We start from the raw sequence: 25291 nt of genomic DNA, 5'->3' as shown, positions 1-25291 counted from the left end.
TCCAAACGGCTAAGTTTGGTCCCACGCATAACTTCGCCCAACCTGCGCCACGGCCACCTCATACCGCGAATACCATTCCGCCCGCCCCCGGTCCCGGATCGCGGCATGGTCCGGGTGCGCCCGCTACGCCAAGGCGCTGGCTTCGTCTGCCCACCAACTGACGGTGATCCCGATCCCATCCGCCCCGCGCGCACTGTCGACGCCACGATAACCCGGTTGCCCGGCGGCGAGGGCGTCCATTGCCTCTGCCGCCGCGGCATAGCCCGCCGGATCGCTCTCCGTCCGCGTCGACACGAAAATCACCGCGATCTGCCCTGTCCGGTCCATGCCAAATTCCCCGTCGATCGAGTCCGCTTTGCGACGGAATGCACCGCGCCCGCGCAACCCAATAGCTTGAAAGTCGTTCGGCACCTGTGCGACGAGGGGGTTTCCCTCGCGCGTCCCTTACGCGGGGATCACGAACGACAGGAACTCGATGCCCAGCTCGACCACCGCCGCGCGCAAGTCCCGCACCGATGCCACGGGTTATCCGTCGCCCGGCCAGATGTTCTTTCAGCAGTTCCTGAAGCATCCGGTGATGGTGGGCTCGATCATTCCGTCGTCGGGCAAGCTGATCCGCAAGATGCTGGCCCCCGTCGATTGGGCCAACACCAAATTGTTCGTCGAATATGGCCCCGGCGTCGGCACCTTCTGCCGCCCGGTTCTGGAGCGCATGGCGCCCGACGCGACGCTGATCGCGATCGATACCAATGCCGATTTCTGCGACTATCTGCGCCACACGATCATCGACTCCCGCTTCAAGGCGGTGAACGGGTCGGCGGCGGACGTGCAGAAGATCGTGCGCGATCATGGTTTCGACCATGCCGATTATGTCCTGTCGGGCCTGCCCTTCTCGACCTTGCCGCCCGGCGTCGGTCCGGCGATCGCGCAAGGCACGCATGACGTGCTGCGCCCCGGCGGCGCGTTCCTGGTCTATCAGTTCAGCCCCAAGGTGAAGGACTTCCTGGTTCCGCACTGGTCGAATATCGACCACGACATGGAATGGTGGAACGTGCCCCCGGCGCAGCTCTACTGGGCCTGGAAGGACTGACACCCATTCCTCCCCTGTAAGGGGAGGGGAACCAGCGAAGCTGGTGGAGGGGTGTCGCCCTCTCGATAGCGGGACACCCCTCCGTCAGGCCTGACGGCCTGCCACCTCCCCTTACAGGGGAGGAATTTTAGTCCCCGTCCGGCGACTCGATCCCGAAGTTCAGCCCCCGCGATACCGACGGATCGATCACCGCGATCAGCAGATATGCCGCGAACTGGCGCAGCCGCTGGAACCAACCGGTATTCCGCTTGTACCAGTCGGGGGTGATCGCCTCCGACCGCGCGACCTCTCCGTCGATATAGGCGCGGACATGGGCCGCAAAGGCGGCGTCCTCCACCCTGAGCATCAGTTCCAGATTTACGAACAGGCTGCGCATGTCGAAATTGGCCGAGCCGACATGCACCGCATCGTCGATCACGTATAATTTGGTGTGCAGCTTGGTCAGCTGATATTCGAAGATCCGCACGCCCTTGCGCAGCAGGCCCGCATAGGTGAAGCGCGCGGCGGCGATCGTCGCCTCGTTGTCGGACTTGCCCGCCGTCACGATCCGCACCTCGGCCTCGCGCCGCCCCGCCCGGTCGAGGCGGCGGAGCATGGTGGGACTGGGCGTGAAATAGGCGGCGATCACGTCGATGCGTCGCCCCCGCCGCATATCGTCGCGCACGGTTCGCGCCCAGGGCGACAGCCGCCGGGTCGGCCCGCCGATCAACCAGCGCAATCTACCCTTCGACTCGCTCCAATGCGCCAGCGCCTTGTTCAGGTCGCGAAGGCGCCCCTTGGGATCTTCCGTCCAGGCGAACAGCGCATCGAAATATCCCGCCATCCGCGCCGCCGCCGAACCCTCGACCAACAGGCCCAGATCGCGCCAGCTCTGGTCGGCGGGGGTGCCGAAATAATCATCCTCGATATTGAAGCCGCCGATGATGATCGAGGGGGAGGGCCCTCCGGCATCCGCCAGCGCCAGCTTCTGATGGTTGCGCAACAGATAGCGGCGGCCGAAGCGCGGCTCGAACCGCGACAGCCGCGCACCCGTCTCGACCAGGGGGCGGAAGAACGCCTCGTCCGCGCCCGCCCCGAAGCCGTCGACGATCACCGACACCGAGACGCCGCGCCGGGCTGCCGCGATCATCGCGTCGCGGACCCGCCGCCCGGTTTCGTCATCGGCATAGATATAATAGAGGATGCGCAACGAGACCTGCGCCCCGTCGATCAGCGCCAGCACCGCCTCCAGTCGCCGTGGCCCTGTGTCGAGCAGGGTCAGCCGCTGCCCATCGACCTGGAAACCGGGCTGCTCGGTCGGATGGGGGGCGGAAATGGCGCGGCTCCTTGGGGTAGGTGATCCTGTCGAAAACGTAACGACCCAGGGGGCGGGGGTGTTGCAAGTCCAAGGCTTTTGACTTGGGTGGCCTTTGCTGCTAGGCGGCACGCTTTCATCCCAGCATTATTTGCGAAGGACACACGCATGGCGCGCGTCACCGTCGAAGATTGCGTCGACAAGATTCCCAACCGTTTCGATCTGGTGCTGTTCGCGGCGCAGCGGGCCCGTCAGATTTCGGGCGGGGCGGATCTGACCGTCGACCGCGATCGCGACAAAAACCCGGTCGTCGCGCTGCGCGAGATCGCAGAGGAAACGGTCCGTCCGACCCATCTGGAAGAAGCCGTGGTCAACAGCCTGCAGCGCGTCCAGATCGACGACGAGGACGAGGCGGATGACGTCGGCAGCCTGCAGGCCTCGGCCGAGGCGCTGCGCCTGACCGCCGCCGCTCCGCCGCGCAACCAGAACCTGGGTGCCGATTACGACGGCTGATCGGCTGCGGGCCGATCGCCCGGCGTGATCGCCCAGTGTATCGCACAGCAAAAAGGGGCCGACGCTAACCCAGCGTCGGCCCCTTTTCCGTTGCGCGTCGGGGGCGGGGCTTACCAGCCCCAGCCGTGATGCCGCCACGAATCCCAATATTGCGCCTTTTTCGCCTCATGCGCGAAGCGGGCGGCCTGTTTGGCCTCCGACCGGCGGATCGAGGCATCATGCGCATAGGCGTTGGCGGCGCGGTAATCGCCATAATAAGCGGCTTCGTCGGCCGCGCGCTGGTCCCGGCCCGCCTGATAGGCGCGATACTGGGCATCCTGATGCGCCTGCTGGGCGGCATAGCCGTCATAACGCCAGTCCTGCGCGCCGGCGGCGGTGGCCGTCAGCATCGCCCCACCGGCCAGGGCCACCAGCAATCCGGTCTTGAGCATCTTCATTGCCAGTTCCTCGAAACGTATTCGCTCCCGTATGTTGCGGATATTGAGGCATTTGATCTGAACGAAGCATGGCGGTGGCGTTCAGCCAATTGGCAGCTTGCGACGGGCGCGACGCCCCAGCGGTTGAAGGAACGGGAGAGCCGAGATGATCGCAGCATTGATCCTGCAAGCCAGCATCGCCGGGCCGTTACCCGATGATGTCTGGGCGGACATGACCTATGAGCCGTCCCTTGCCTATAGTTCGGAAACCGTCGCGTTTCTTCGCGACGAGGCCAGCAGCATGGCGGATCCCCGCATCCTGCGCATGACCTTACGGCGACACGGCAAGCCGACCGTCATCACATGGGCCGACAGCCGGACATGTCCCGGCGCGGCCGAAGCCGTCCGCCATTTGCGATCCATCCCCATGCCGACGCCGTCACTGCCCAGCGACCCGGCGGACCTGATCCTGGACGGCGTGGGCTATCGGGTCCGCTTTCGGGCGCATTACGGCTCGGAAATCGGGTTTCCGGTCGAGGTCGATTCGAATGCCGGCACGCCGCTGGCCGAATGGGTGAACCGGACGCGCGCGATGCTGAAACCCTGCTGGACGACGACCCGCCCCGGTTAGGGCCACGGCGCGATCCACCCCTTCTCCCCTATCCGAGGGGCGGGGGGAAGACAGGCCTATGGGCATGCCGACCCTGCCTGGACGTGCAAACCGTTGCACTTTCGGATGGGGAGCACGCGCATCCCCCGGCTCGATGTGAAAAACCGCCGCCCGCCGGGCACGGGCGACGACGTTTCACTCAATACGCATAAGCCTTCACCAGATCGTAGAGATAATCCCGCCCGTCATAGAGAGACGTCACCCGAATCCGCTCGTTCAGGCCGTGGATGCCCGACATGTCCTTCTCGATGAAGATGCCCGGCGCGCCGTAAACGGGAATGCCGATCGTCTGGAAGAAGATGCCGTCGGTCGCCCCGGTCGACATCATCGGGACCAAAGGCACGCCGGGGAAATGCTTGGCCGCCAGCGTCTTCATCGGGCCGATGATCTTCGGATCGAGCTTGGGCGGAATCGCGGTCGGGCGCACCGGCTGGTTGGCGGTGACGGTGACCTTGGCGCCCGCCAGCTCCTTCAGCCGGGCCAGCGTGCCGTCGACCGTCTCGCCGGGGAAGATGCGGCAGTTGATATTGGCCGTCGCGCGCTGGGGCAGGGCGTTTTCGGCATGGCCCGCCTGGAGGAGCGTCGCGACGCAGGTGGTGCGCAGCGTCGAGTGCAGCGCCTTGTCCTGGCTGACGATCGCATCCGCTGCCTTGTCGTCCGGATTGGCGAGCAGCCGGGTGATCGCATCGCCAAGCTGGCCGCCGACCTTCTGCGCGGTCGCGGTCAGGAAGGCCCGGGTGGTGTCGGTCAGGTGGATGGGAAACTCATAACCCTGCACCGCCTTCACCGCATCGGCGAGTTCGTAGATCGCGTTTTCCGGCGTCGGCTGCGAGCTATGCCCGCCCGGATTGGTGGCGAGGAAGGTATAGTTCTGCGCCGCCTTCTCGCCGACCTGCACCGCCAGCAACTCGCGCTTGCCGTCCGAGTCGAGCCGCCCGCCGCCGCCCTCGTTCAGGACGAATTCGGCGGCGATCAGGTCGGGCTTGTTCTTGGCCAGCCATTCCGCGCCGTTGAAGGCAAAGGTCGTTTCCTCGCCACAGGTCAGCGCCATCTTGATCGTGCGCTTGGGCGGGGTTTTCTTCAGGCGGATCAGCGTGTCGGCCCAGACCGCGCTCATCGCCTTGTCGTCGACGGTGCCGCGGCCATAGAGGAAGCCGTCCTCCTCGATCAGCTTGAACGGATCGCGCGTCCAGTCCTCGCGCTTGGCCTCGACCACGTCGAGATGGCCGAGCAGCAGCATCGGCTTCAGCTTCTTGTCGGTACCGGGCAGGACCGCAACGATGCCGCCGTCCTTGGGATGTTCGGGCACCGAGAACAGGGTGATGTCGGAGTCTTTGTAGCCCGCGGCCTTCAGCCGGTCGGCGATCTGGCCCGCGGCCTGGGTGCAGCTGCCGACCGACAGGCTGGTATTGGTTTCGACCAGTTGCTTGTACAGGTCGAAGAACGCCTTCTGGTCGGGCCTCCCTTGCGCCGCCGCGATGCCGGGCAGCATCGCCCCGGGAATCGCCAGTGCCGCCGCCACCCCGCCGAGCCATTTTGCCAACCGCATGTGATCCCCCTCTTTTCTGTGTCGGCGGGGAATAGAGCGTGTCACGGGGTGCGGTGCAAGCGGTTGAGCTTGCCAATTCCTCCCCTGCAAGGGGGGGAGGCGGTGCGCGCAGCGCGTCGGAGGGGTGTCCCGCTATCGAGAGGGGCGACACCCCTCCGTCAGGCCTCCAGCCTGCCACCTCCCCTTCCAGGGGAGGGATGAGACGCTCCTAATCCTTTGCCCCGGATCGTTTTCGCGCTAGCAGTCGCCGATGGACCAGCCCGACATTTCCGCTCGCCCCCGCCTGATTTCGCCTTCGCTCTTTGCCCTGTCGATCTTCTATGGCGGCATGGTCTGTATCGCGGGCGTGCTGGGCAACAAGCAGGTGGCACTCGGCCCGCTGGCGGTCGAGGCGGGCATCTTCGCCTTCCTGCTGCTGGTCGTCACGTCGAGCGCGGTGGCCGAGCTGCACGGCCCCGCCACCGCCGGACGGCTGGTGCGGGTGGGCTTCGTGCCGCTGCTGGTGTCGCTGGTTCTCTCCTTCGTCGTCTACAAGCTGCCCGCCTCGCCGGAGATGATCCCGGCCAATCGCGATGCCATCCAGCTGGTGCTGGGATCGACCTGGCGGATCTGGATGGGGGGCATCGTCGCCTACGGCGTGTCGCAGACGCTGAACGTCACCATCTTCGCAGCCCTGAAAGGACGCGAGGGGAGCAAGCTGCTCTGGCTGCGCGCGGCGATCGCCAGCATGCTCAGCCAGGTGGTCGATACGCTGCTGTTCGTGACGATCGCCTTTTACGGCGAGTTTCCCGTCGGCCCGCTGATCGTGGGGCAGATGATCGCCAAGGTCACGCTGTCGGCGATCCTGGTGCCGCCGTTGATCTATGTCTTTGTAGGGCTGGGGCGGCGGCTGGACCGCGCCTGACCCATATTGCCGGTTTTCCCCGCTCCCGACCCGCGATAAAGGGCCGCCATGACCAACCACGATCCCGACGCCGCCCTGCTCGCCAAGGCCGAGACGCTGACCGAGGCGCTGCCCTATCTTCAGCGTTACGCGGGCAAGACCTTCGTGGTGAAATATGGCGGCCACGCCATGGGCGATCCCGAGCGGCAGCGCGACTTCGCCGAGGACATGGTGCTGCTGAAGGCGGTCGGCATCAACCCGGTCGTGGTCCATGGCGGCGGTCCGCAGATCGGCGCGATGCTGAAGCGCCTCGGCGTCGAATCGCAGTTCGTCAACGGCCTGCGCGTCACCGACCGCGAAACCGCGCAGATCGCCGAGATGGTGCTGGCGGGTTCGATCAACAAGGAAATCGTCAGCTGGATCTCCGCCGCCGGGGGCCGCGCGGTCGGCATCTCGGGCAAGGATGCGGGCCTCGTCATCGCCGAGAAGATCCAGGGCCGCGAGGCCGATCCGCTGAAGGGAATCGAGCGGCATGTCGACCTGGGCTTCGTGGGCGAGCCGGTCGCGGTCGATCCGCGCCTGATCGAAAGCCTGTGCGCCGACGGCATCATCCCGGTCATCGCGCCGGTCGCCATCGGGCTGGATGGGCATACCTATAACATCAACGCCGATACCATGGCGGGCGCGATCGCCGCGCGGCTGGGTGCGTCGCGCTTCTTCCTCCTGACCGATGTCGCGGGCGTGCTCGACAAGCAGGGCGAGCTGATGACCGACCTCAACCCGGCCAGGATCGCGGAACTGCGCAGTGACGGGACGATTTCGGGGGGGATGATCCCCAAGCTGGAAACCTGCGTCAACGCGGTGGAAGCGGGCGTGGACGCGGCGGTGATCCTGGACGGGCGCGTGCCGCACGGGATGCTGCTGGAGATCTTCACCAAGCAGGGGGCGGGGACTTTGGTGCGGCGGTGATTTTTGCTTGAGGTGAGGTCGGGGCGTGGCCTTCGACTTCGCTCAGGCTGAACGGGGGTGAGTAAGGCTCACTTGGCCTTTGGCCGCTCTCCTCCCGCAAGCGGGAGGGAAAGTCACAGGGGATGGTCTCTGCGAGGCTCCGTGCCCTCCCCAAMCCCCTCCCGCCTGCGGGAGGGGCTTAAAAGAAGAAGGGTAAGGTCTCACCCTCAAAAATCGACCGCCACGCCCTTCAATTCCCAATCCCCATAGCGCACCGGATTCTTCCCCAACGGGTCGTCCTGCGGCTCCGGCTTGGCCTCGGGCTGCGGCACGGGCGGGTTCTGCGAGAGATAGGCGGGCGGCTTCACATGGTCGGGGCGCTGGCCCATGAGCGGTCCTTTCGACTAAGGGGACGGAATATTGCAGCCCATGTCGGGGCTGACAGGAGTTTTGCCAAGTGACACGTCCTTCCCAATCGCCGACCCGTGGCCGTCCCGATCGTCGTGGTGGCCCCAAGGGCGAGGACCGTCGCGGGCGGCAGCAGCGCCCGACCGAGCCGCTGGGGACCGCGAGCCGCCGCGCCGCCATCCGGCTGCTCGACGCGGTGCTGCGTCGGGGCGAGCCGCTGGAGGCCGCACTCGCCTCGGCGACTCGTGCGCTGCCGGGCGGGCCTGACCGGGGTCTGGCGCACGCCATCGCGGCGGAGACGCTGCGCCGCCTGCCCGATCTCGACGCGCTGATCGACTCGGCGACCAAGCAGCGCCTGCCCGACGATGCCAAGGCGCGCTTCGCCCTGCGCATCGCGCTCGTCCAGGTGCTGGCGCTGGGCACGCCGCCGCACGCCGCGATCTCGACCGTGCTGCCGCTGGTCGATGGCGGCCCGCGCAAGCTGGTCCACGGCGTGTTCAGCACCATCACCAAGAGCGGCGTGCTGCTCCCCGAAATCCCCGCTCTGCCCGACACGACCGAGGCCCGTTGGGAAGAGAATTGGGGCGAGGAGATGGTCGAGGCCGCCGCCCATGCCATCGCCGCGCCGCCGCCGCTCGACCTGACGCTGGCCGATCCGTCCGCGACCGGGGAATGGGCGGAAAAGCTGGGCGGGATCAGCCTGTTGCCCGGTCATGTGCGTTTGCCTTCGGGTAGCGCGGTGATGGAGTTGCAGGGTTTCGACGAGGGCGCCTGGTGGGTGCAGGACCTCGCCGCCTCGATCCCCGCACGGCTGCTGGGCGAGGGCAAGGGCCATGTGCTCGACCTGTGTGCCGCACCGGGTGGCAAGACGCTCCAACTCGCCGCCGCCGGTTGGACCGTCACCGCGATCGACCAGTCCGAGTCGCGCCTTGCCCGACTCGCCGAGAATCTGGAGCGCACCAACCAGTCCGCCGAGGTTGTCACCGCCGACCTGCGCGAATGGAGCCCGAAGCAACCGGTCGATGCGATCCTGGTCGACGCGCCGTGCAGCGCCAGCGGCATCTTCCGCCGTCACCCGGACGTCCTCTACCGCGTCCGCCCCGCGATCATCGCCGAGATGGCCGCGTTGCAGCGCGTGATCCTAGCGCGCGCCGCCGACTGGCTGAAGCCCGGCGGGACCTTGGTCTATGCCACCTGCTCGCTGGAGCCCGAAGAGGGCGAGCGCCAGATCGCCGCCTTCCTGGCCGAGCGCCCCGATTATGCGCTGTCGCCGATCGCCGGCGAATGGCCGGGGATCACCGAGCAGGGCACGATCCGCACCCTGCCGACGATGCTCGCAAAGGAAGGGCGGCTCGACGGGTTCTTCATCGCGCGGCTGCAACGCAAAGGCTGACTTGGGCGCGATATGGCGTTAAGGACAAATGCCATGCTCCCCGTCCGTATCGCACCCTCCATCCTGTCCGCCGATTTCGCCAAACTGGGCGAGGAAGTCCGGGCCATCGACGCCGCTGGTGCCGACTGGATCCACATCGATGTGATGGACGGGCATTTCGTGCCCAACATCACCATCGGCCCGGCGGTGGTGAAGGCGTTGCGCCCGCACACGACCAAGCCGTTCGACGTCCATCTGATGATTTCGCCGATCGACGCCTATCTCGACGCCTTTGCCGAGGCCGGGGCGGACACGATCACGGTCCATCCGGAGGCGGGGCCGCATATCCACCGCACGATCCAGCACATCAAGGGGCTGGGCAAGCGCGCCGGTGTCGTCCTGAACCCCGCCACGCCCGCCAAGATGCTGGATTACCTGATCGACATGGTCGACCTGGTCCTGGTGATGAGCGTGAACCCCGGCTTCGGCGGGCAAAGCTTCATCGAGAGCCAGCTCAAGAAGATTTCGGCGATCCGCAAGATGATCGAGCATTCGGGCCGCGCCATCGACCTGGAGGTGGATGGCGGGGTCGATCCGGCCTGGGCCAAGCGCTGTATCGAGGCCGGGGCCGATGCGCTGGTCGCGGGCACCGCCGCCTTCCGGGGTGGCCCGGAGCATTACGCCGCGAACATCGCCGCTCTGCGCGGTTGAGCGGGCCGTTGACTCAAATGCGCGATCGCATGGGGGCCGAAGAGGCCCGTATCGCCGCCGACAGCATCGAGGAAGGCAAACGCCTGGTCCGCGTCCAGAGCGGCGGCCTGTCGCTCGCGGATCGGCTCAGCGAGCATCTTCACCGGCTGACCTGGCGCACGCCGCTGCATTCGCTGCGGCTGAAGGGGCGGCATCCGCTAAAGCTGATGGCGGTGCCCGAGGACCCCGTATTGGGCGATATCGAGCGCGGTCATGCGCTGCTCGGCGGGGTGCTCGACTGGCGGGGCGAGGAGCGGGGGGTCGAGTCGATCGATTTCGCCCGGCCCGACTGGTCGACGGGTTTTGCCGATCATCTGCACAGCTTTGCCTGGCTGCGCGACCTTTCGACCGTCGCGACCCGGGCGCAGGGTGCGCCGATCGCCGAGTATCTGATGGGCCGCTGGCTCGACGCCTTTGCCGAGACGGTCGATGCCGTCGCCTGGCGACCCGATCTCTGGGGGCGGCGCATCCTGTTCTGGACCGCGCATGCGCCGCTGATCCTGTCGTCCGACGACCTCGTCTATCGCTCGCGCGTGCTCAACACGATGGCGCGAGGCGCGCGGCATCTCGATCGCGGCGCCGACAAGGCCCCGCCGGGCGTTGCGCGCATCGCGGCATGGTGCGGGGTGATCGCGGCCGGGCTGCTGCTGGCCGGGGGCGATCCGCGCCAGGCGTTCGGTGAGGCGGGGCTGGCCCGCGCGCTCGATACCGGGCTGTTTCCCGATGGCGGCGTGATCGCGCGCAGTCCGGCGGTACAGCTCGACGCGGTGATGCTGTTGACCATGATGCGCGAAGTCTATGACGCGCGCGGCCTGGCCTTTCCCGAACAGTTCCAGACGCGGTTGCAGCGGATGATCTCGGCGCTGCTCGGGGTCATGCATGGCGACCGGGCGCTGTCGAGCTGGCAGGGCTCCGGCCCCGAAACGCCCGAGCGGATCGCCGCCGTGATCGAGGCATCGGGCGTGCGCACCCGGCCGCTGCGCCAGGCGGGCGATTGGGGCTATCAGCGGCTGGCGGCGGCGCAGGCGGTGCTGGTCATGGACGCCGCACCCCCACCGATCGCCCGCGCGATCGAGGGCGGCTGCGCCTCGACCCTGGCCTTCGAGTTTTCGGATGGCGCGCAGCGGATCGTCGTCAATTGCGGCGGCGCGCGCGCCACCGTGGCGCAGGTGCCCGCCAGCCTGGCCCATGGCCTGCGCACCACGGCGGCGCATTCGACGATGACGCTGGGCGACAGCAACTCCACCGCCATCCATGCCGACGGCACGCTGGGACGCGGCGTCGCCGAGGTGGAACTCAGTCGCCAGGAGTCGGACGCGGCCAGCCGGATCGAGGCGAGCCATGACGGTTATGTCCGTCGCTATGGCTTCACCCATCGCCGCCAGCTGCTGCTGACCGGCGACGGCCGCGAACTGCGCGGCGAGGATGCGTTGCTGCCCGAGGGGCGCAAGCGGCAGGCGGGCAGCACGGTCTTCGCCCTGCGCTTCCATCTGGGCGACGGGGTGGAGGCGATGGTGACGGCCGAGAGCGGCCAGGCGATCCTGCGGCTGGAGGACGGCGCGCTGTGGCAGTTCCGCTGTCGCGGCGGTTCGCTGACCATCGAGGAGTCGCTGTGGATCGACGGCACCGGACGGCCGGTGGCGACGCAGCAGTTGGTCGTGACCGGCGAAACGCCCGCGGGCGGCGCGCATGTCAGCTGGGCATTCAAGCGGGCGTTGTGACCCATATTCCTCCCCTGCAAGGGGAGGGGGACCATGCGAAGCATGGTGGAGGGGTGTCCCCATTCGAGAGGGAAGACTGCCCCAACGATCGGTGACACCCCTCCGTCAGGCCTGCGGCCTGCCACCTCCCCTTGCAGGGGAGGAATGACGCTTCCCCGAATCACATTTTGCGCTTCGGCGAATCGGAGTCTATCGGGTCCGCAAACTCCCCTTCAGCATGTAGGACCCGCTGCCCGATGGCCGTTTCGCTCCCCTCCGCTCCCTCCGTCGATCTGGTGCCGGTCCGCCGCGCGCTGCTGTCGGTGTCCGACAAGACCGGCGTCATCGACCTGGCCCGTGCGCTGGCCGAGCGCGGGGTCGATCTTGTCTCGACCGGCGGCACCGCCAAGGCGATCCGCGATGCGGGCCTGCCGGTGCGCGATATTTCCGAAGTCACCAACTTCCCCGAGATGATGGACGGCCGGGTCAAGACGCTGCACCCGATGGTGCATGGCGGCCTGCTCGCGGTGCGCGACGACCCCGCCCATGCCGCCGCGATGACCGAGCATGGCATCGGCGCGATCGACCTCGTGGTGGTCAACCTCTACCCCTTCCAGCAGACCGTCGCGAAGGGCGCGGAGCGGCCCGAAATCATCGAGAATATCGACATTGGCGGCCCGTCCATGGTCCGCTCGGCGGCCAAGAATCATGGCTATGTCTCGATCCTGACCGATCCCGCCGACTATGCCGACTTCCTCGCCGATCTGGCCGCGAATGACGGCGCCTCGACGTTGAAGACCCGCCAGCGCTTGGCCGCCAAGGCCTTCGCCGCCACCGCCGCCTATGACTCGGCGATCGCGCAGTGGTTCGGCTTCGTCGACCAGGGAGAGGCGTTCCCGGCAACGCTGCCGCTCGCCTTCACCAAGCATCCCGAAACGCTACGCTATGGCGAGAACCCGCATCAGGTCGCCGCGCTCTATTTGCCGCAAAAGGGCGGTCAGGGCATCGCCCAGGCTGAGCAGTTGCAGGGCAAGGCGCTGAGCTACAACAATCTCAACGACGCCGATGCCGCGCTGGAGCTGGTCAGCGAATTCCTCGACGGTCCGCCGACCGTCGTCATCGTCAAGCACGCCAACCCGTGTGGCGTGGCGAGCGGTGACACGCTGCTGGAGGCCTATCAGGCGGCGTTCGCCTGCGACACGGTATCGGCGTTCGGCGGCATCATCGCCTGCAACCGCCCCCTCGACGCCGAGACGGCGGAAGCGATCTCGGGCATCTTCACCGAAGTGGTGGTGGCCCCGGACGCTTCGCCGGAAGCGCGTGAGATCTTCGCCAAGAAGAAGAATCTCCGCCTGCTGCTGTCGGGCGAGCTGCCCAACCCGGCGCGTCCCGGCCTGATGATGAAGTCGATCGCGGGCGGCCTGCTGGTCCAGAGCCGCGACAATGGCCGCCTGACCGACGACATGCTGAAGGTCGTGACCAAGCGCGCGCCGACGGAGCAGGAACTGGCCGATTGCCGCTTCGCCTGGACGGTGGCCAAGCATGTGAAGTCGAACGCGATCGTCTATGCCAAGGGCGGTTCGACCGCCGGTGTCGGCGCGGGCCAGATGAACCGTCTGGAATCGGCGCGCATCGCGGCATGGAAGGCCAAGGATGCCGCCGAAAAGGCGGGCTGGGCGGAACCCCGCACCATCGGTTCGGCGGTCGCGTCGGACGCCTTCTTCCCCTTCGCCGACGGCCTGCTCGCGGCGGTCGAGGCGGGCGCGACGGCGGTGATTCAGCCGGGTGGCTCGATCCGCGACGACGAGGTCATCGCGGCGGCGGACGAAGCGGGCCTGGCGATGGTCTTCACCGGCATGCGCCACTTCCGGCATTAAGTTCACTTCCTCCCCTGTAAGGGGAGGGGGGCCGCCGCGAAGCGGTGGTGGAGGGGTGTCCCCGCCGATGGTGACACCCCTCCGTCAGTCCTTCGGACTGCCACCTCCCCTTGCAGAGGAGGAGAGGGTCACCGTGTGATCCCGCCCGCATTGGGCAGCGTCGCCTCCTCCGCGCTCGGCGCCTTGCCGAACAGCGCCCGGTCCGCCGGATCAAAGGCCCAGCGCCACAGCACCAGCAGATAGGTCGCCGCGATGGCGGGCTCGCCGAACAGCAGTTCGGCCCATTCCAGCCGCTTGGGCAGCAGGGTGAACGCGCCCCCGACCACGACCGCCGCACCGGCCGCCCAAACCAAAGGCCAGCGGAACGGCGATACCGGCGCCTTCAATATGCCCGACAACACGCGCGCCTTGATGACCGAGGTCATGGTCACGCTCATGGCCAGCGCCACCGCCGGGCCCGCCGCCGCCCAGGTCTGTGGCCAGCCGAGCGCGCGCATCCCCAGGATCAGCGCGAAGCTCAGGCCGATCTGCACGCCCAGCATCGCGATCGAGATCATCAGGTTGCGGTGCCGCGCGGTATAGACCAGCGCCGATTCGCATACCGCGCCGGTCGAGGCCAGCACCTCGGCGAACAGCAGGAAGGCGAGTGCGGCGGTGCCCGACACGAATTGCGGGCCGACCACGCCCATCACGCCTTCGCCCGGAATCGAGCCCATCAGTGCCAGGCAGCCCTGTGCGGCCATGATCCAGAAGGCGACCTGCCGCACCTGCCGCGCGATCGCGCCCATGTCGCCATTGGCCAGGCTCTGGGTGATGACGGGGCCCAGGATCGGGTCGAAACTGGTCTTCAGCTTCTGCGGCAGCGAGGCGACCTGCTGCGCCATGTAATAGATGCCGACGATGCGCGGTTCGAACATCACGCCCAGGATGAAGCGGTCGACATTGCGCGTGCCCCATTCCAGCGCGTCCGCCCCCGCCAGCGGCGCATTGGCGCGGGCCAACGCGAAGACGCGGGCAAGGCGGGGGCTCCAACCCTGTGGCAGGCCATAGCTGCGCAGGAACGGCACCAGGCTGGCGATCAGCGCCGCCGTCATCGACGCGACATAGGACAGGACGAGGCCGTCGCGGATGGTGAAGAAGGAAAAGACCCAGGCGGCGATCGAGATGGTCCAGGGCTCGATCACCGCCCGTGCGGTGACGGTCGCCTTGACGTTGTGGCGATAGGCGAGCGCGGCCAGACTGACATCGGACCAGGCGATGGCGACGATGATGCAGGGCAGCCACCGGTCCAGCCCGGTGATCGCGCTATTGGGGTAGAGAAGCTCGGGAAAGCTCCACAGCACCGCACTGGCCGCCACCGAGGCGAGGAAGGCGAGCGCCATCGCGTCCCAGACCACATGGACATGCGGCCGATCGGTGGAGGCCAGTGCCTGTGCCAGCCCGCGCTTCATGCCCAATGTCGCGACCAGCGCCGCCAGTTCGACGACGACCACCGCAATGGCGAAGCGCCCGACCAGATCGGGGCCATAGATGCGCCCCGCGATGAACAGAAAGGGGATGCGCGCCGCCAGCCGCAGGACGAAGCCCGCAATATTGGTCCGCCCGCCCTTGGCCAGCGCGTCGATGTCCTGGGTCTGGGCCATCAGTGGGCGCAGTGCCCCGAAATCGGCCGGAGGCCTGACGGAGGGGTGTCACCGGCCGCGAGGTTGGGCCGAGCTGCCCCCCCATCATGGCTGGCGCCATGGTCCCCCTCCCCAAGCGGCGCTTGGGGAGGAATGGGGGTGAGGGAAGCGTGGATCAATGTGCCGCGCCCCAGCTCTTGCCGAAGCCGATCTCGACGCCCAGCGGCACCGACAGCGACACCGCCGGTTCGGCCGCGCCCGCCATCACCTCGCGGATGACCGCGCCCGCCGCCTCGGCATCCACCTCAGGCGCCTCGAACACCAGTTCGTCATGCACCTGCAGCAGCATCCGGACATGGCCCAGGCCAGCGGCGGCGAGGGCGGGTTCCATGCGGACCATGGCGCGCTTGATGATGTCGGCGCTGGTGCCCTGGATCGGCGCGTTGATCGCGGCGCGCTCGGCACCCTGGCGCTCGCCCTGGTTGCGCGAGGCGATGCGCGGGAAATGCGTCTTGCGGCCGAACAGGGTTTCGGTGAACCCCTTCTCGCGCACGCTCGACAGCGTCTCGGCGATATAGCGGTTGATGCCGGGGAAACGTTCGAAATAGCGGTCGATCATCGACTGCGCCTCGTCCGCCGACACGTCGAGCCGCCCCGCTAGGCCCCAGCGCGAAATGCCGTAGAGGATGGCGAAGTTGATCGTCTTGGCGCGCCCGCGCGTATCGCGATTGACCTCGCCGAACAGCTCCATCGCGGTCAGGCTGTGGATGTCGTCGCCATTGGCAAAGGCATCGCGCAGGGCGGGCACGTCCGCCATATGCGCGGCCAGCCGCAACTCGATCTGCGAATAGTCGGCCGCGATCAGGACATGGCCGTCCTCGGCGATGAACGCCTCGCGCAACTGCCGCCCCACCTCGGTGCGGATCGGGATATTCTGCAGGTTCGGCTCGGTCGAGGACAGGCGGCCGGTCTGCGCGCCGGTCAGGCTGTAGCTGGTATGGACGCGGCCGGTCTTGGGGTTGATCTGCGCCTGGAGCGCGTCGGTATAGGTGCTCTTCAGCTTGGAGAGCTGGCGCCATTCCAGGATCTTGCGCACGATCTCCGCCGCTTCGCCGCCGTCACGGGCAAGCCGTTCGAGTTCGGTCACGTCGGTCGAATAGACGCCCGACTTGCCCTTGCGCCCGCCCTTCAGGCCGAGGCGGTCGAACAGGATTTCGCCGAGCTGCTTGGGGCTGCCGATGGTGAAGGGAGTGCCCGCCATCACATGGATTTCGCCTTCCAGCGCGGCAATCTGTCCGGCGAATTCGGTCGAGAGCTGCGAGAGGCGGTCGCGATCGACCTTGATCCCGCGCCGCTCCATGCCCGCGATCACGGGGACGAGCGGGCGGTCGACCATCTCGTAGACGCGCGTCGCCTGCTCCATCGGCAACCGCGCCTTGAACCGCTTCCACAGCCGCAGCGTGACGTCGGCGTCCTCGGCGGCGTAGCGGGTGGCGAGTTTGAGATCGACCTCGTGGAAGCCGAGCTGCTTCTTGCCGGTGCCGACCACCTCCTTGAAGGCGAGGCAGGTGTGCGACAGATGCGTCGCGGCCAGCTCGTCCATGCCATGGCCGTGAAGCCCGGCGTCGAGGTCGAAGCTCATGACGATGGTGTCGTCATGCGGCGCGACGGCGATGCCGCGCTCGCCCAGCACGATCATGTCGAACTTCAGGTTCTGGCCGATCTTCAGGACCGACGGATCCTCGCACAGTGCCTTGATCCGCTCCAAGGCTTCGGCGACCGGAATCTGTACCGGCACCTCGGCCAGCAGGTCGGTGCCGCCATGGCCGAGCGGGATATAGCACGCCTTGTTGGGCGCCAGGCACAGGCTGACCCCGACCAGTTCGGCCTGGGTCGCGTCGGTCGAGCTGGTCTCGGTGTCGATCGCGACGAAGCCCTGGTGGCGGGCGTCGGCCACCCACTGGTCGAGCGTCGCCAGGTCCTGCACGGTCGTATAGCCGTCGAGATTGCACGGCTCGTCATCGTCCATCGGCGCGGCGGGCGCGGCTTCTCCGGCGGCGGGGGCGGGCGCGGCGTCGTCGGTGATCTGGCCCATCTTGGCGATCAGCGAGCGGAAGCCGTGATGCTCCAGAAAGGCGCGAAGCGGCGCATCCGGGATGGTCGGATGCAGCGCCAGTTCCTCCAGCGGCTGCGGCAACGGCGCATTGCACTCCAGCGTGACCAGCCGCTTTGACAGCCGCGCATTCTCGGCATGTTCGATCAGGTTGTCGCGCAGCTTGCCCTTCTTCATCTCGGGCGCGGCGGCGAGGACGGATTCCAGGTCGCCATGCTCGACGATCAGCTTGGAGGCGGTCTTGGGGCCGACGCCCGGCACGCCCGGCACGTTATCGACGCTGTCGCCCATCAGCGCGAGCACATCGCCCAGCTGCTTCGGCCCGACGCCGAACTTCTCCTGGACGTACGCCTCGCCCAGACGCCGGTTGTTCATCGTGTCGAGCATGTCGAGGCTGCCATCCTCGACCAGCTGCATCAAATCCTTGTCGCCCGACACGATCGTGACCTGCCACCCCTGCGCCATCGCGGCGCGGGCATAGCAGGCGATCAGGTCGTCGGCCTCCAGCCCCATCTCCTCGATGCAGGGCAGCGAGAAGGCGCGGGTGGCATCGCGGATCATCGGAAACTGGGGCACCAGATCGGGCGGGGGCGGGGGCCGGTGCGCCTTATACTGGTCGTACATTTCGTTGCGGAAGGTCTTGGACGACTTGTCGAGCACCACCGCCATATGGGTCGGCCCGTCGGCGGCATTGATCTCGTCCACCAGCTTCCAGAGCATGGTGGTATAGCCGTACACCGCCCCCACCGGCTCGCCATGCTTGTTCGTCAGCGGCGGCAGGCGGTGATAGGCGCGGAAGATATAGCCGGAGCCGTCGACGAGATAGAGATGGGGCATATGCTCGCGGTTTAGCGGAACAGAGAGAGGGTAAACAGCCCCTGATGGTAGCGGTTTTTTGGGGCTGTGGCCGATGGGTCACGCCATTGCGCGGTTTGTGGGTGGCCCATGAGTAAAGATGCAGAAACGCAGCTTTGCGGGTGATGACGGCGCAGTGACCAAAACAAGCCCCTCCCCTTCAGGGGAGGGGTTGGGGTGGGGCCTCTCCATCAGCGTTGCGCCTGCGGAAAGGCCCCACCCCCGGCCCCTCCCCTAAAGGGGAGGGATGATCCAAGATCGAGTTATTTTGTTCAAAATAATAGTAATTTAGCGGGATTGCTTGTTCAAAATCCTTATTGCTGCGCAAAGATTGCGTTCTGCTTCTTCGGGTTCGACAAACACATTCAATTATCGCACTGATGACCATTGGATATAATCGGTCAGAGGTTGGGAAACGCCAGTCATCTTGCGACAGTTGTACGCAATCAGTTCGCCACCGCCACCGGTCCTCTTGGCGGCCCCGCCGCATTGGCCACCGCCGCCGCGACGTTCTGGATCAGCTGTTGGCGCTTGCGGATATCCTCGGTCGTGTCGCCGATCATCACCGCGATGGTGAAGCGGCGGCCGTCGGGGGCGGTCAGCAGGCCAACATCGTTGAAGCCTGCATTGCGGCGGCCCAAATCCTGGCCGGTGCCGGTCTTGTGCGCGATCTGCCAGCCGCTGGGCACGGCGGCGCGCAGGCGGGCATGGCCAGTGCGCGAGGCCTCCATCGTGTCGATCAGGATACGGGTCGAAGTCTCGGACAACAACTCGCCGCGCGCCAGCCGGGCGAGCGCGTCGGCGATGGCGATGGGCGCGGCGCCGTCGGGCGGATCGCTGACATAGGCGTCGAGCGCGGCCTTGCGTGCCGCCGGATCGAGCCGGTTGCGCGCCGCCTGGAACGCGCCTGCCGCCGCGAAGGCGGGCTGCCACGTCAGACCCGCCGTCTTCGCCTGGAGCAGCCGCTCGCCCGGGCCGAAGCGAATATCGCCCAGCCGCTTGGCGGCGATCATCGCGCGCACCGCCTGCGGTCCGCCGACATAGGTCAGCAGCCGGTCGTTCGCGGTATTGTCGCTCATCGTCAGCGCGCGGTTCAGCAACTCGCCCACCGTAGTGTGATAACCGTCGCCCTTGACCAGCATCGCGATCGGCTGGTGGAAGACGGTCAGGTCCTCGCGTCGCACGACGATCGGCTCGTCCAACCGGGCCCGGCCCCGGTCGCGAAGGTCGAGCAGGGTGATCGCAACCCATAGCTTGGAGACGGATTGCTGCGGCAGGCGCTGGCGCCCGCCCACCTCGACGGTCCAGCCGTCATCGACGGCGCGTACTGCAATGCCCTTCTTGCCCGCGAACGACGCGGAGAGGCGGTTGATCGTCGACACCAGCCCGGCAGGCGCAGCGGGCGCTCGGCTGGGGCGGGGCGGGGGGAGCGGCATCGATACCGACACCTGGGGATCGGGCACGCTGGGAGCATGGGACGTCGCGCCGGGGCGTGAATCCGCCCCACAGCCTGCGAGCCCCAAGAGAAGAAACCCGGCAGGCCATGAACGCAGCCCGCCGCTCGATACTCGCTTCGTCACCGCAATACCCCGCAACACAGGGGTATCCTTACGTGTTGACCGGGTGGGGGAAATCCCCGTGTCCGGGGCTTGCGACGAAAGGCCGCACGCGCACGACAAGACGCGAAACATTCTAAATTCCTCCCTGCAAGGGGAGGAATCGGGGCTTGCCTCACGGAATCAGGATCGTGTCGACGGCCTCCTCCAGCGTCTCGGGGTAATCCAGCGTATAGTGCAGCCCCCGACTCTCCTTGCGATGGAGCGCGCAGTTGACGATCAGCTCGGCGGTCTGGAGCAGGTTGCGCAGCTCGATCAGGTCGGGCGTGACGCGGAAATGGCCATAATAGTCGTTCACCTCGTCGGTCAGCATGCGGATGCGATGCTGTGCGCGTTCCAGCCGCTTGGTGGTGCGCACGATGCCGACATAATTCCACATGAAGCGGCGGATTTCGGTCCAATTCTGCTTGATGACCACCTCCTCGTCCGAATCGGTGACTCGGCTTTCGTCCCAGGGGCGGATGGCGGGCGGTGGGGGCAGGTCGTCCCAATGCTGCGCAATATGGTTGGCGCATGCCTCGCCATAGACGAAGCATTCGAGCAGCGAGTTGGAGGCCAGCCGGTTCGCGCCGTGCAGGCCGGACTGGGTGACCTCGCCCGCCGCATAGAGACCGGGCAGGTCGGTGCGCCCGTCGCGGTCCACGATGACGCCGCCACAGGTATAATGCTGCGCGGGGACGACCGGGATCGGCTGCACCGTCATGTCGATGCCGAGCGAAAGCAGCTTTTCGTGGATGTTGGGGAAATGCTCGCGGACAAAGGCGGGCGGCTGGTGGCTGATGTCGAGATGGACATAGTCCAGGCCCAGCCGCTTGATCTCATGGTCGATCGCGCGCGCCACGATGTCGCGCGGCGCCAGTTCGGCGCGCGGATCGAGATCGGGCATGAAGCGGTGCCCGGTCTCGGGGATCTTCAGGTGTCCGCCCTCGCCGCGAACCGCCTCGGTAATCAGGAAATTCTTGACCTGGGTGTTGTAGAGGCAGGTCGGGTGGAACTGCATGAACTCCATGTTGGAGACACGCGCGCCCGCCCGCCACGCCATGGCGATGCCGTCGCCGGTCGCCCCCTTGGGCGCGGTCGAGAATTGATAGGTTCTCCCTGCGCCACCCGTGGCCAGGATCGTCGCGCGCGCCTTGTGCAGCACCACGCGGCCGGTGCGCCGGTCGACGGCATAGATGCCCCAGACATGGCCCGCCCCCGAATAGCGCATCTCGTGGCGGCTGGTCGCCAAGTCGATCGCGACCTGATCGGGGACCATGGTGATATTGGGATGCGCGTCCGCCGCCTTCAGCAGCGCGTCGAGCACCGCCCAGCCGGTCGCGTCCGCGACATGCACGATGCGGCGATGCGAATGCCCGCCCTCGCGCGTCAGGTGCAGCATATTGCCCTCAGTCGCGAAGGGCACGCCCAGCTTCTGGAGCCGCTCGATCGCGGCGGGGGCGTTCTCGACGACGAACTCGACGGTGGCGCGGTCGTTCAGGCCCGCACCCGCGACCATCGTATCCTCGATATGGCTGTCGAACGTGTCGCCGGGTTCGAGGACGGCGGCGATGCCCCCCTGCGCCCAGGCGGTCGAGCCCTCGTTCATCTTGCCCTTGGCCAGAACCGTGACCTTGAAACGGTCGGCCAGGTTCAGCGCGGCGGTCAGCCCGGCCGCGCCCGATCCGACGATCAGGATATCGGATTCGGTCATGCGCGGGCTCCTTCTGGCGCGGATCGGGGTTGCATGACGGTCCTGTGGCACGGACGCGGGGCGGGGGACAGGGGGTTAAGCGGCTTGCGGGCGGGGGCGGGCCTTCCCACCTGTCTTCCATGACGCTGGCCCGGCCCGATTGGCGCGACCGTCTGCGCGCAGCCATTCCCACGGCGCTGATCGTGGGGGGCATGGGCTATGCGCTGATCGTCGGGCTGGGCTTTGCGCCGACCCTGCCGATCCCGGCCGAGGCGCTGGACAGCTTCGACGTGCGCCCGCCCGCACCGCCTCCGCCGCCGCGCATCCAGCCCAAGCGGGTCCAGACCCATCGCCCGCGTGGTGCCGCCGCGCCGCCCAATCTCCGGTCGCAGGCGACGCAGGTGGTCGCACCGCCGCCGGTGGTCGTGCTGCCGCCCGTTTCGCCGGTGATCGCCGCGCCGGTTGCGGGCACCGGCTCGCAGGCCAGCCAGGGGGCCTCGGACAAGCCCGGTCCCGGCACCGGTGCGGGCGGGATCGGCAATGGCACGGGCAGCGGCGGGTCGGGCGACGGCGACGGTTATGGCGACGAAACCCCGCCGCGCCGGATCAAGGGGCGCATCAAGGACTCCGACTATCCCCGCGAGGCCGCCGAGGCGGGGGTGAGCGGCAGCGTGACGGTGCGCTATTTCGTCAATGTCGACGGCCGGGTCAGCGGCTGCGTCGTGACCCGCAGCAGCGGCAACCGCGCGCTGGACGAGACGACATGCAGCCTGATCGAGAAACGCTATCGCTACGACCCGTCACGCGATGCCGACGGGCGGCCGGTGCGCTCGATCATCGTCGTCAGCCAGGATTGGGTGCTGGAGCGCGAGCCGCCGGAGGGGCGGTGAGCTTTTGTTCGCGCGGAGACGCGGAGGCGCGGAGAGGAGCAACCTGCCGCGCCAGCGGCCCTACGACCTCAAGCGGTTGATGAGATTCTGGCTTCGCCAAGCAGACATCCACCTCTGCGTCTTCGCGTCTCCGCGCGAACCATTCTTATTCGCCGGTCGATCACGCCGCGACGGGAAAGCGCAGCATCCGGTCGCGCACCGGCACCAGTGCTTCGGCGGGGCGGCCGACGGCCTGGCGCAGGGCGGGGTGGTCCACGTCCAGCCCGCCGGTCAGCGCCCCGAAGGCAGGCAGGATCAGCTTGTTCGCCGTGCCCACGAAGCAGCGCCGCGCGACCAGCTTGCCGCGCACCCGCAGCCGCAGCTTGGGATGGAAATGCCCCGACAGTTCGGGCCGCGTCTCGGCCGGATCGGCTTCGTGGCGCAGGACGAGGCCGTCGACCGCCGCTTCCTCGGTCACCGCGCCGCCGCAGCGATCGCGCAGCACCGGATCGTGGTTGCCGGTGATCCATGTCCAGGCGGTCGAGCCGGTCAGCGCCAGCAGCATCGCCCGCGCCTCCGGCAGCAGCCGGTCGCAGCCATCCACGTCATGGAAACTGTCGCCCAGGCACCAGACCTCCCGCGCCCCCGTCCGCGTGACGATCGCGGTCAGTTCGCTGAGCGTCGCCAGCGAGTCGTACGGCGGCAGCATCTGTCCGCCGCCCGCATACCAGCTTGCTTTTTCCAGATGGAGATCGGCGACCAGCAACGCCCCCCGCGCAGGCCAGTAGAGTGCGCCATCGGCCAGCGCCTGGAAAGCATGACCGCCGAACGAAAAGGGAACCATTTCACGCCCATGCGCTTGACGCCTGGCAATATCAAGCGTTTGCGAACGGTCGCCGAAAGCCCTTGCGTCAGGCGCGCATAAGCGTAAAGCGCGCCGTCCTTTTGGCACAGGGGGTTCCGGTGGGCATGACGGGGACGGCAACCGACATGAGGGGCGAGATGACGGGCCATTCGGCGCCATCGACCGACACGGGTGACGCGGGCGTGCAACGCCACCCCGCGCTGGTGGCACTGACCATCGGCGCGATCGGCGTCGTGTTCGGCGATATCGGCACCAGCCCCCTCTACGCCTTTCGCGAGGCGCTGGCGCAATCGGCGGGCGACGGCATCGACCCGGGCGAGATTCTGGGTGTGCTCAGCCTCGCGCTCTGGTCGCTAATCCTGGTCGTGACGATCAAATATGTCGTCTTCCTGATGCGCGCCGACAACCAGGGCGAGGGCGGGGTGCTGGCGCTCGCCGCGCTGGCCCGCCGGGCGGCAGGCGCGCGTTCGCGCATCGCGCTGGTGCTGGGCGCGGCGGGAGCGTCGCTCTTCTATGGCGATGCGATCATCACGCCCGCCCTGTCCGTGCTGTCAGCGATGGAGGGCCTGCGCACCATTCCCGCCGCCGCGTCGATCTTCGACGAGGGCGTGATCCGCATGTGCACGATCGTCATCCTGGTCGGGCTGTTCTTCATCCAATCGCGCGGCACGGCACAGGTGTCGAAGCTGTTCGGGCCGATCTGTATCCTCTGGTTCCTCGTCATCGGCGGGTTGGGCATCTGGCATATTGCCGACGAACCCTCGATCGCGCGGGTCGTGTGGCCGGGTTATGGCGTCGGCTTCCTGGCCAGCCATGGCGTCGTCGGGCTGTTCGTGCTGGGCGCGGTGTTCCTGACCGTCACGGGTGCCGAGGCGCTGACCGCCGATATGGGGCATTTCGGTCGGCTGCCGATCCGCATCGGCTGGTTCTCGCTGGTCCTGCCCGCGCTGGCGCTCAACTATTTGGGGCAGGGCGCCTTTGCCCTTTCCACGCTCGAACAGGCGGCGGCGAGCGGCAAGCCCTTCACCAATCAGGACTGGTTCTTCCTGATGGCGCCCGAACCGCTTCGCCCGGCGCTGATCGTGCTGGCGGGGCTGGCGACGGTCATCGCGGCGCAGGCGGTCATCACCGGCGCCTTTTCGCTGACGCAACAGGCGATCCAGCTCGGCTTCCTGCCCCGGCTGCGGGTGCGTCAGACCTCGGCCGATTTCCAGGGCCAGATCTATCTGCCCGCGATCAACTGGCTGTTGCTGTTCGGCGTGCTGGTGCTGGTGATCCAGTTCAAGACGTCCTCGGCGATGGCCGCCGCCTATGGCATCGCGGTGACGGGCACGATGGTCGTGACGACCTGCCTGGCCTATCTGGTCGTGCGGCACCGTTGGGGCTGGTCGCGGGCGCTCGCGCTGGCGGCGATCCTGCCCTTCCTGACGCTCGACCTGGTCTTTTTCGGCGCCAATATCCTGCGCGTGATCGAAGGGGGCTGGGTCCCGCTGCTGGTCGGGGCGGGAGTCGGCCTCGTCATCTATACCTGGGTGCGCGGGCGCGGGATCGTGTCGGCCTTCGAGAAGCGCCAGGCGATCCCGCTCGCCGATCTGGCCGCCGCGCTGGCCAAGCGCCCGCCGGAGCGGGTGCCGGGCACGGCGGTGTTCCTGACCGCCAACCCCGCCTCGGCACCGGGCGCGCTGCTCCACAATCTGAAGCATAACAAGGTGCTGCATGCGCAGAACCTGGTGATGACGATCCGCACCGCCGACCGCCCCTATGTGCCCGCCGAGCGCCGCGCCCATGTCGAGCGGCTGGACGATAATTTCGCGACCGTCACGCTGACCTATGGCTTCATGGAGACCCCGGACGTGCCGCGCGACCTGCCGCGCGATCTGGGCATCGAGAACAGGACGACCGGGCTGGACCCGATGAAGACCAGCTTCTTCATCGGCCGCAACACGCTGAAGCCCGAGGCGGAAAAGGGCATGCCGCTGTGGCAGGACCGGCTATTCATGTTCCTGCAGCGCAATGCCAGCGACCCGACCGAGTTCCTGCGGATTCCGCCGGGCAAGGTACTGGAGCTGGGCGAGCAGGTGACGGTGTAACCCCATTCCTCCCCAAGCTCGCTTGGGGAGGGGGACCGCTCGGCGATAGCCGAGTGGTGGAGGGGCAGGGGCCGACGCTTCCGTCTTAGGTGATGGAGCAGGCCGCATGGTCTTGCCCC

20 protein-coding genes and 1 pseudogene are annotated in these 25291 nt (G+C 67.4%); 11 read left to right on the top strand and 10 right to left on the bottom strand.

The genetic code is table 11. From position 1 onward, the window contains the following. Nucleotides 1-9: 9 nt before the first annotated feature. Nucleotides 10-327 (bottom strand): annotated as a pseudogene (locus tag ASF14_RS18485) (antibiotic biosynthesis monooxygenase family protein). Nucleotides 328-475: 148 nt separating this feature from the next. On the opposite strand from ASF14_RS18485, the gene ASF14_RS18480 reads away from it, so the two are divergent. Further along, a complete protein-coding gene (locus ASF14_RS18480) occupies nucleotides 476-1090 on the top strand; it encodes a class I SAM-dependent methyltransferase (RefSeq protein ID WP_056438713.1) in 615 nt (204 codons plus the stop codon). 127 nt (nucleotides 1091-1217) lie between these two features. Here the strand turns inward: ASF14_RS18480 and ASF14_RS18475 are convergent, their stop codons facing one another. Further along, nucleotides 1218-2405 carry a phospholipase D-like domain-containing protein gene (locus tag ASF14_RS18475; protein WP_056438987.1) on the bottom strand — a complete coding sequence of 396 codons (1188 nt, stop codon included), beginning with the start codon at nucleotides 2403-2405 and terminating at the stop codon, nucleotides 1218-1220. Nucleotides 2406-2552: 147 nt separating this feature from the next. Between ASF14_RS18475 and rpoZ the strand changes: the two genes are divergently transcribed. Next, nucleotides 2553-2897: a DNA-directed RNA polymerase subunit omega gene (gene rpoZ, locus ASF14_RS18470; RefSeq protein WP_042486773.1), complete on the top strand. Its 345-nt coding sequence runs from the start codon at nucleotides 2553-2555 to the stop codon at nucleotides 2895-2897. 110 nt (nucleotides 2898-3007) lie between these two features. Here the strand turns inward: rpoZ and ASF14_RS18465 are convergent, their stop codons facing one another. Next, on the bottom strand, nucleotides 3008-3334 hold the full coding sequence (locus ASF14_RS18465; protein ID WP_056438706.1) for a hypothetical protein: 327 nt from the start codon (nucleotides 3332-3334) through the stop codon (nucleotides 3008-3010). 145 nt (nucleotides 3335-3479) lie between these two features. On the opposite strand from ASF14_RS18465, the gene ASF14_RS18460 reads away from it, so the two are divergent. Continuing rightward, nucleotides 3480-3944 carry a hypothetical protein gene (locus ASF14_RS18460; protein ID WP_056438703.1) on the top strand — a complete coding sequence of 155 codons (465 nt, stop codon included), beginning with the start codon at nucleotides 3480-3482 and terminating at the stop codon, nucleotides 3942-3944. A 178-nt stretch (nucleotides 3945-4122) separates the two neighbouring features. On the opposite strand, the gene ASF14_RS18455 is transcribed toward ASF14_RS18460, so the two are convergent. Beyond that, on the bottom strand, nucleotides 4123-5532 hold the full coding sequence (locus ASF14_RS18455; protein ID WP_056438699.1) for a M20/M25/M40 family metallo-hydrolase: 1410 nt from the start codon (nucleotides 5530-5532) through the stop codon (nucleotides 4123-4125). 250 nt (nucleotides 5533-5782) lie between these two features. Between ASF14_RS18455 and ASF14_RS18450 the strand changes: the two genes are divergently transcribed. Both ASF14_RS18450 and argB read left to right on the top strand, forming a co-directional pair. Then, a complete protein-coding gene (locus tag ASF14_RS18450; RefSeq protein WP_082442340.1) occupies nucleotides 5783-6436 on the top strand; it encodes a queuosine precursor transporter in 654 nt (217 codons plus the stop codon). A 48-nt stretch (nucleotides 6437-6484) separates the two neighbouring features. Then, nucleotides 6485-7384 (top strand): acetylglutamate kinase, encoded by a 900-nt coding sequence (gene argB / locus ASF14_RS18445; RefSeq protein WP_056438695.1) that lies wholly within the window; start codon nucleotides 6485-6487, stop codon nucleotides 7382-7384. Nucleotides 7385-7590: 206 nt separating this feature from the next. On the opposite strand, the gene ASF14_RS21015 is transcribed toward argB, so the two are convergent. Then, the gene (locus ASF14_RS21015; RefSeq protein WP_076714385.1) at nucleotides 7591-7752 is read right to left on the bottom strand and encodes a DUF1674 domain-containing protein; all 162 of its coding nucleotides are present in this window, start codon (nucleotides 7750-7752) and stop codon (nucleotides 7591-7593) included. A gap of 68 nt (nucleotides 7753-7820) precedes the next feature. Here ASF14_RS21015 and ASF14_RS18440 point away from each other — a divergent pair, with 68 nt between their 5' ends. From ASF14_RS18440 to purH, 4 genes are all read left to right on the top strand, one after another. Next, complete coding sequence (locus ASF14_RS18440; protein WP_443025832.1) at nucleotides 7821-9164, top strand: RsmB/NOP family class I SAM-dependent RNA methyltransferase; 1344 nt, start codon at nucleotides 7821-7823, stop codon at nucleotides 9162-9164. Between the two features lie 33 nt (nucleotides 9165-9197). Next, entirely contained in the window at nucleotides 9198-9854 is a 657-nt protein-coding gene (gene rpe / locus ASF14_RS18435; protein WP_056438692.1) for a ribulose-phosphate 3-epimerase, read from the top strand. A gap of 17 nt (nucleotides 9855-9871) precedes the next feature. Beyond that, nucleotides 9872-11614, top strand: coding sequence for a heparinase II/III family protein (locus tag ASF14_RS18430; RefSeq protein ID WP_056438689.1), 1743 nt, complete (start codon nucleotides 9872-9874; stop codon nucleotides 11612-11614). A gap of 236 nt (nucleotides 11615-11850) precedes the next feature. Then, on the top strand, nucleotides 11851-13470 hold the full coding sequence (gene purH / locus ASF14_RS18425) for a bifunctional phosphoribosylaminoimidazolecarboxamide formyltransferase/IMP cyclohydrolase (protein WP_056438687.1): 1620 nt from the start codon (nucleotides 11851-11853) through the stop codon (nucleotides 13468-13470). Between the two features lie 128 nt (nucleotides 13471-13598). Here the strand turns inward: purH and ASF14_RS18420 are convergent, their stop codons facing one another. From ASF14_RS18420 to nadB, 4 genes are all read right to left on the bottom strand, one after another. After that, nucleotides 13599-15113: a lipopolysaccharide biosynthesis protein gene (locus tag ASF14_RS18420; protein WP_056438684.1), complete on the bottom strand. Its 1515-nt coding sequence runs from the start codon at nucleotides 15111-15113 to the stop codon at nucleotides 13599-13601. A 154-nt stretch (nucleotides 15114-15267) separates the two neighbouring features. Further along, complete coding sequence (gene polA, locus ASF14_RS18415) at nucleotides 15268-18042, bottom strand: DNA polymerase I (RefSeq protein WP_056438681.1); 2775 nt, start codon at nucleotides 18040-18042, stop codon at nucleotides 15268-15270. Between the two features lie 464 nt (nucleotides 18043-18506). Beyond that, nucleotides 18507-19646, bottom strand: coding sequence for a serine hydrolase (locus tag ASF14_RS18410; protein WP_236697149.1), 1140 nt, complete (start codon nucleotides 19644-19646; stop codon nucleotides 18507-18509). Nucleotides 19647-19791: 145 nt separating this feature from the next. After that, complete coding sequence (nadB, locus tag ASF14_RS18405; RefSeq protein ID WP_056438674.1) at nucleotides 19792-21369, bottom strand: L-aspartate oxidase; 1578 nt, start codon at nucleotides 21367-21369, stop codon at nucleotides 19792-19794. 119 nt (nucleotides 21370-21488) lie between these two features. Here nadB and ASF14_RS18400 point away from each other — a divergent pair, with 119 nt between their 5' ends. Then, on the top strand, nucleotides 21489-22238 hold the full coding sequence (locus ASF14_RS18400; protein ID WP_056438671.1) for an energy transducer TonB: 750 nt from the start codon (nucleotides 21489-21491) through the stop codon (nucleotides 22236-22238). A 160-nt stretch (nucleotides 22239-22398) separates the two neighbouring features. On the opposite strand, the gene pdeM is transcribed toward ASF14_RS18400, so the two are convergent. Beyond that, nucleotides 22399-23061 carry a ligase-associated DNA damage response endonuclease PdeM gene (gene pdeM / locus ASF14_RS18395; RefSeq protein ID WP_056438669.1) on the bottom strand — a complete coding sequence of 221 codons (663 nt, stop codon included), beginning with the start codon at nucleotides 23059-23061 and terminating at the stop codon, nucleotides 22399-22401. A gap of 158 nt (nucleotides 23062-23219) precedes the next feature. Here pdeM and ASF14_RS18390 point away from each other — a divergent pair, with 158 nt between their 5' ends. Continuing rightward, complete coding sequence (locus ASF14_RS18390) at nucleotides 23220-25172, top strand: potassium transporter Kup (RefSeq protein ID WP_056438977.1); 1953 nt, start codon at nucleotides 23220-23222, stop codon at nucleotides 25170-25172. The last annotated feature ends 119 nt before the right edge of the window (nucleotides 25173-25291 follow it).

It is taken from the genome of Sphingomonas sp. Leaf257 (genome assembly GCF_001422185.1).
Taxonomy (GTDB): Bacteria; Pseudomonadota; Alphaproteobacteria; order Sphingomonadales; family Sphingomonadaceae; genus Sphingomonas; species Sphingomonas yabuuchiae.
The sequence above is the reverse complement of the archived record's forward strand: the minus strand, read 5'-3'. Positions and strand labels throughout refer to the sequence as shown.

What these genes read in the sequence shown, in the direction of transcription:
- ASF14_RS18480 (WP_056438713.1), top strand. Translation starts at nt 476, where the DNA reads ATGCCCAGCTCGACCACCGCCGCGCGCAAGTCCCGCACCGATGCCACG.
- rpoZ (WP_042486773.1), top strand. Translation starts at nt 2,553, where the DNA reads ATGGCGCGCGTCACCGTCGAAGATTGCGTCGACAAGATTCCCAACCGT.
- ASF14_RS18465 (WP_056438706.1), bottom strand. Translation starts at nt 3,334, where the DNA reads ATGAAGATGCTCAAGACCGGATTGCTGGTGGCCCTGGCCGGTGGGGCG.
- ASF14_RS18460 (WP_056438703.1), top strand. Translation starts at nt 3,480, where the DNA reads ATGATCGCAGCATTGATCCTGCAAGCCAGCATCGCCGGGCCGTTACCC.
- ASF14_RS18455 (WP_056438699.1), bottom strand. Translation starts at nt 5,532, where the DNA reads ATGCGGTTGGCAAAATGGCTCGGCGGGGTGGCGGCGGCACTGGCGATT.
- ASF14_RS18450 (WP_082442340.1), top strand. Translation starts at nt 5,783, where the DNA reads ATGGACCAGCCCGACATTTCCGCTCGCCCCCGCCTGATTTCGCCTTCG.
- argB (WP_056438695.1), top strand. Translation starts at nt 6,485, where the DNA reads ATGACCAACCACGATCCCGACGCCGCCCTGCTCGCCAAGGCCGAGACG.
- ASF14_RS21015 (WP_076714385.1), bottom strand. Translation starts at nt 7,752, where the DNA reads ATGGGCCAGCGCCCCGACCATGTGAAGCCGCCCGCCTATCTCTCGCAG.
- rpe (WP_056438692.1), top strand. Translation starts at nt 9,198, where the DNA reads ATGCTCCCCGTCCGTATCGCACCCTCCATCCTGTCCGCCGATTTCGCC.
- ASF14_RS18430 (WP_056438689.1), top strand. Translation starts at nt 9,872, where the DNA reads ATGCGCGATCGCATGGGGGCCGAAGAGGCCCGTATCGCCGCCGACAGC.
- purH (WP_056438687.1), top strand. Translation starts at nt 11,851, where the DNA reads ATGGCCGTTTCGCTCCCCTCCGCTCCCTCCGTCGATCTGGTGCCGGTC.
- ASF14_RS18420 (WP_056438684.1), bottom strand. Translation starts at nt 15,113, where the DNA reads ATGGCCCAGACCCAGGACATCGACGCGCTGGCCAAGGGCGGGCGGACC.
- polA (WP_056438681.1), bottom strand. Translation starts at nt 18,042, where the DNA reads ATGCCCCATCTCTATCTCGTCGACGGCTCCGGCTATATCTTCCGCGCC.
- nadB (WP_056438674.1), bottom strand. Translation starts at nt 21,369, where the DNA reads ATGACCGAATCCGATATCCTGATCGTCGGATCGGGCGCGGCCGGGCTG.
- ASF14_RS18400 (WP_056438671.1), top strand. Translation starts at nt 21,489, where the DNA reads ATGACGCTGGCCCGGCCCGATTGGCGCGACCGTCTGCGCGCAGCCATT.
- pdeM (WP_056438669.1), bottom strand. Translation starts at nt 23,061, where the DNA reads ATGGTTCCCTTTTCGTTCGGCGGTCATGCTTTCCAGGCGCTGGCCGAT.
- ASF14_RS18390 (WP_056438977.1), top strand. Translation starts at nt 23,220, where the DNA reads ATGACGGGCCATTCGGCGCCATCGACCGACACGGGTGACGCGGGCGTG.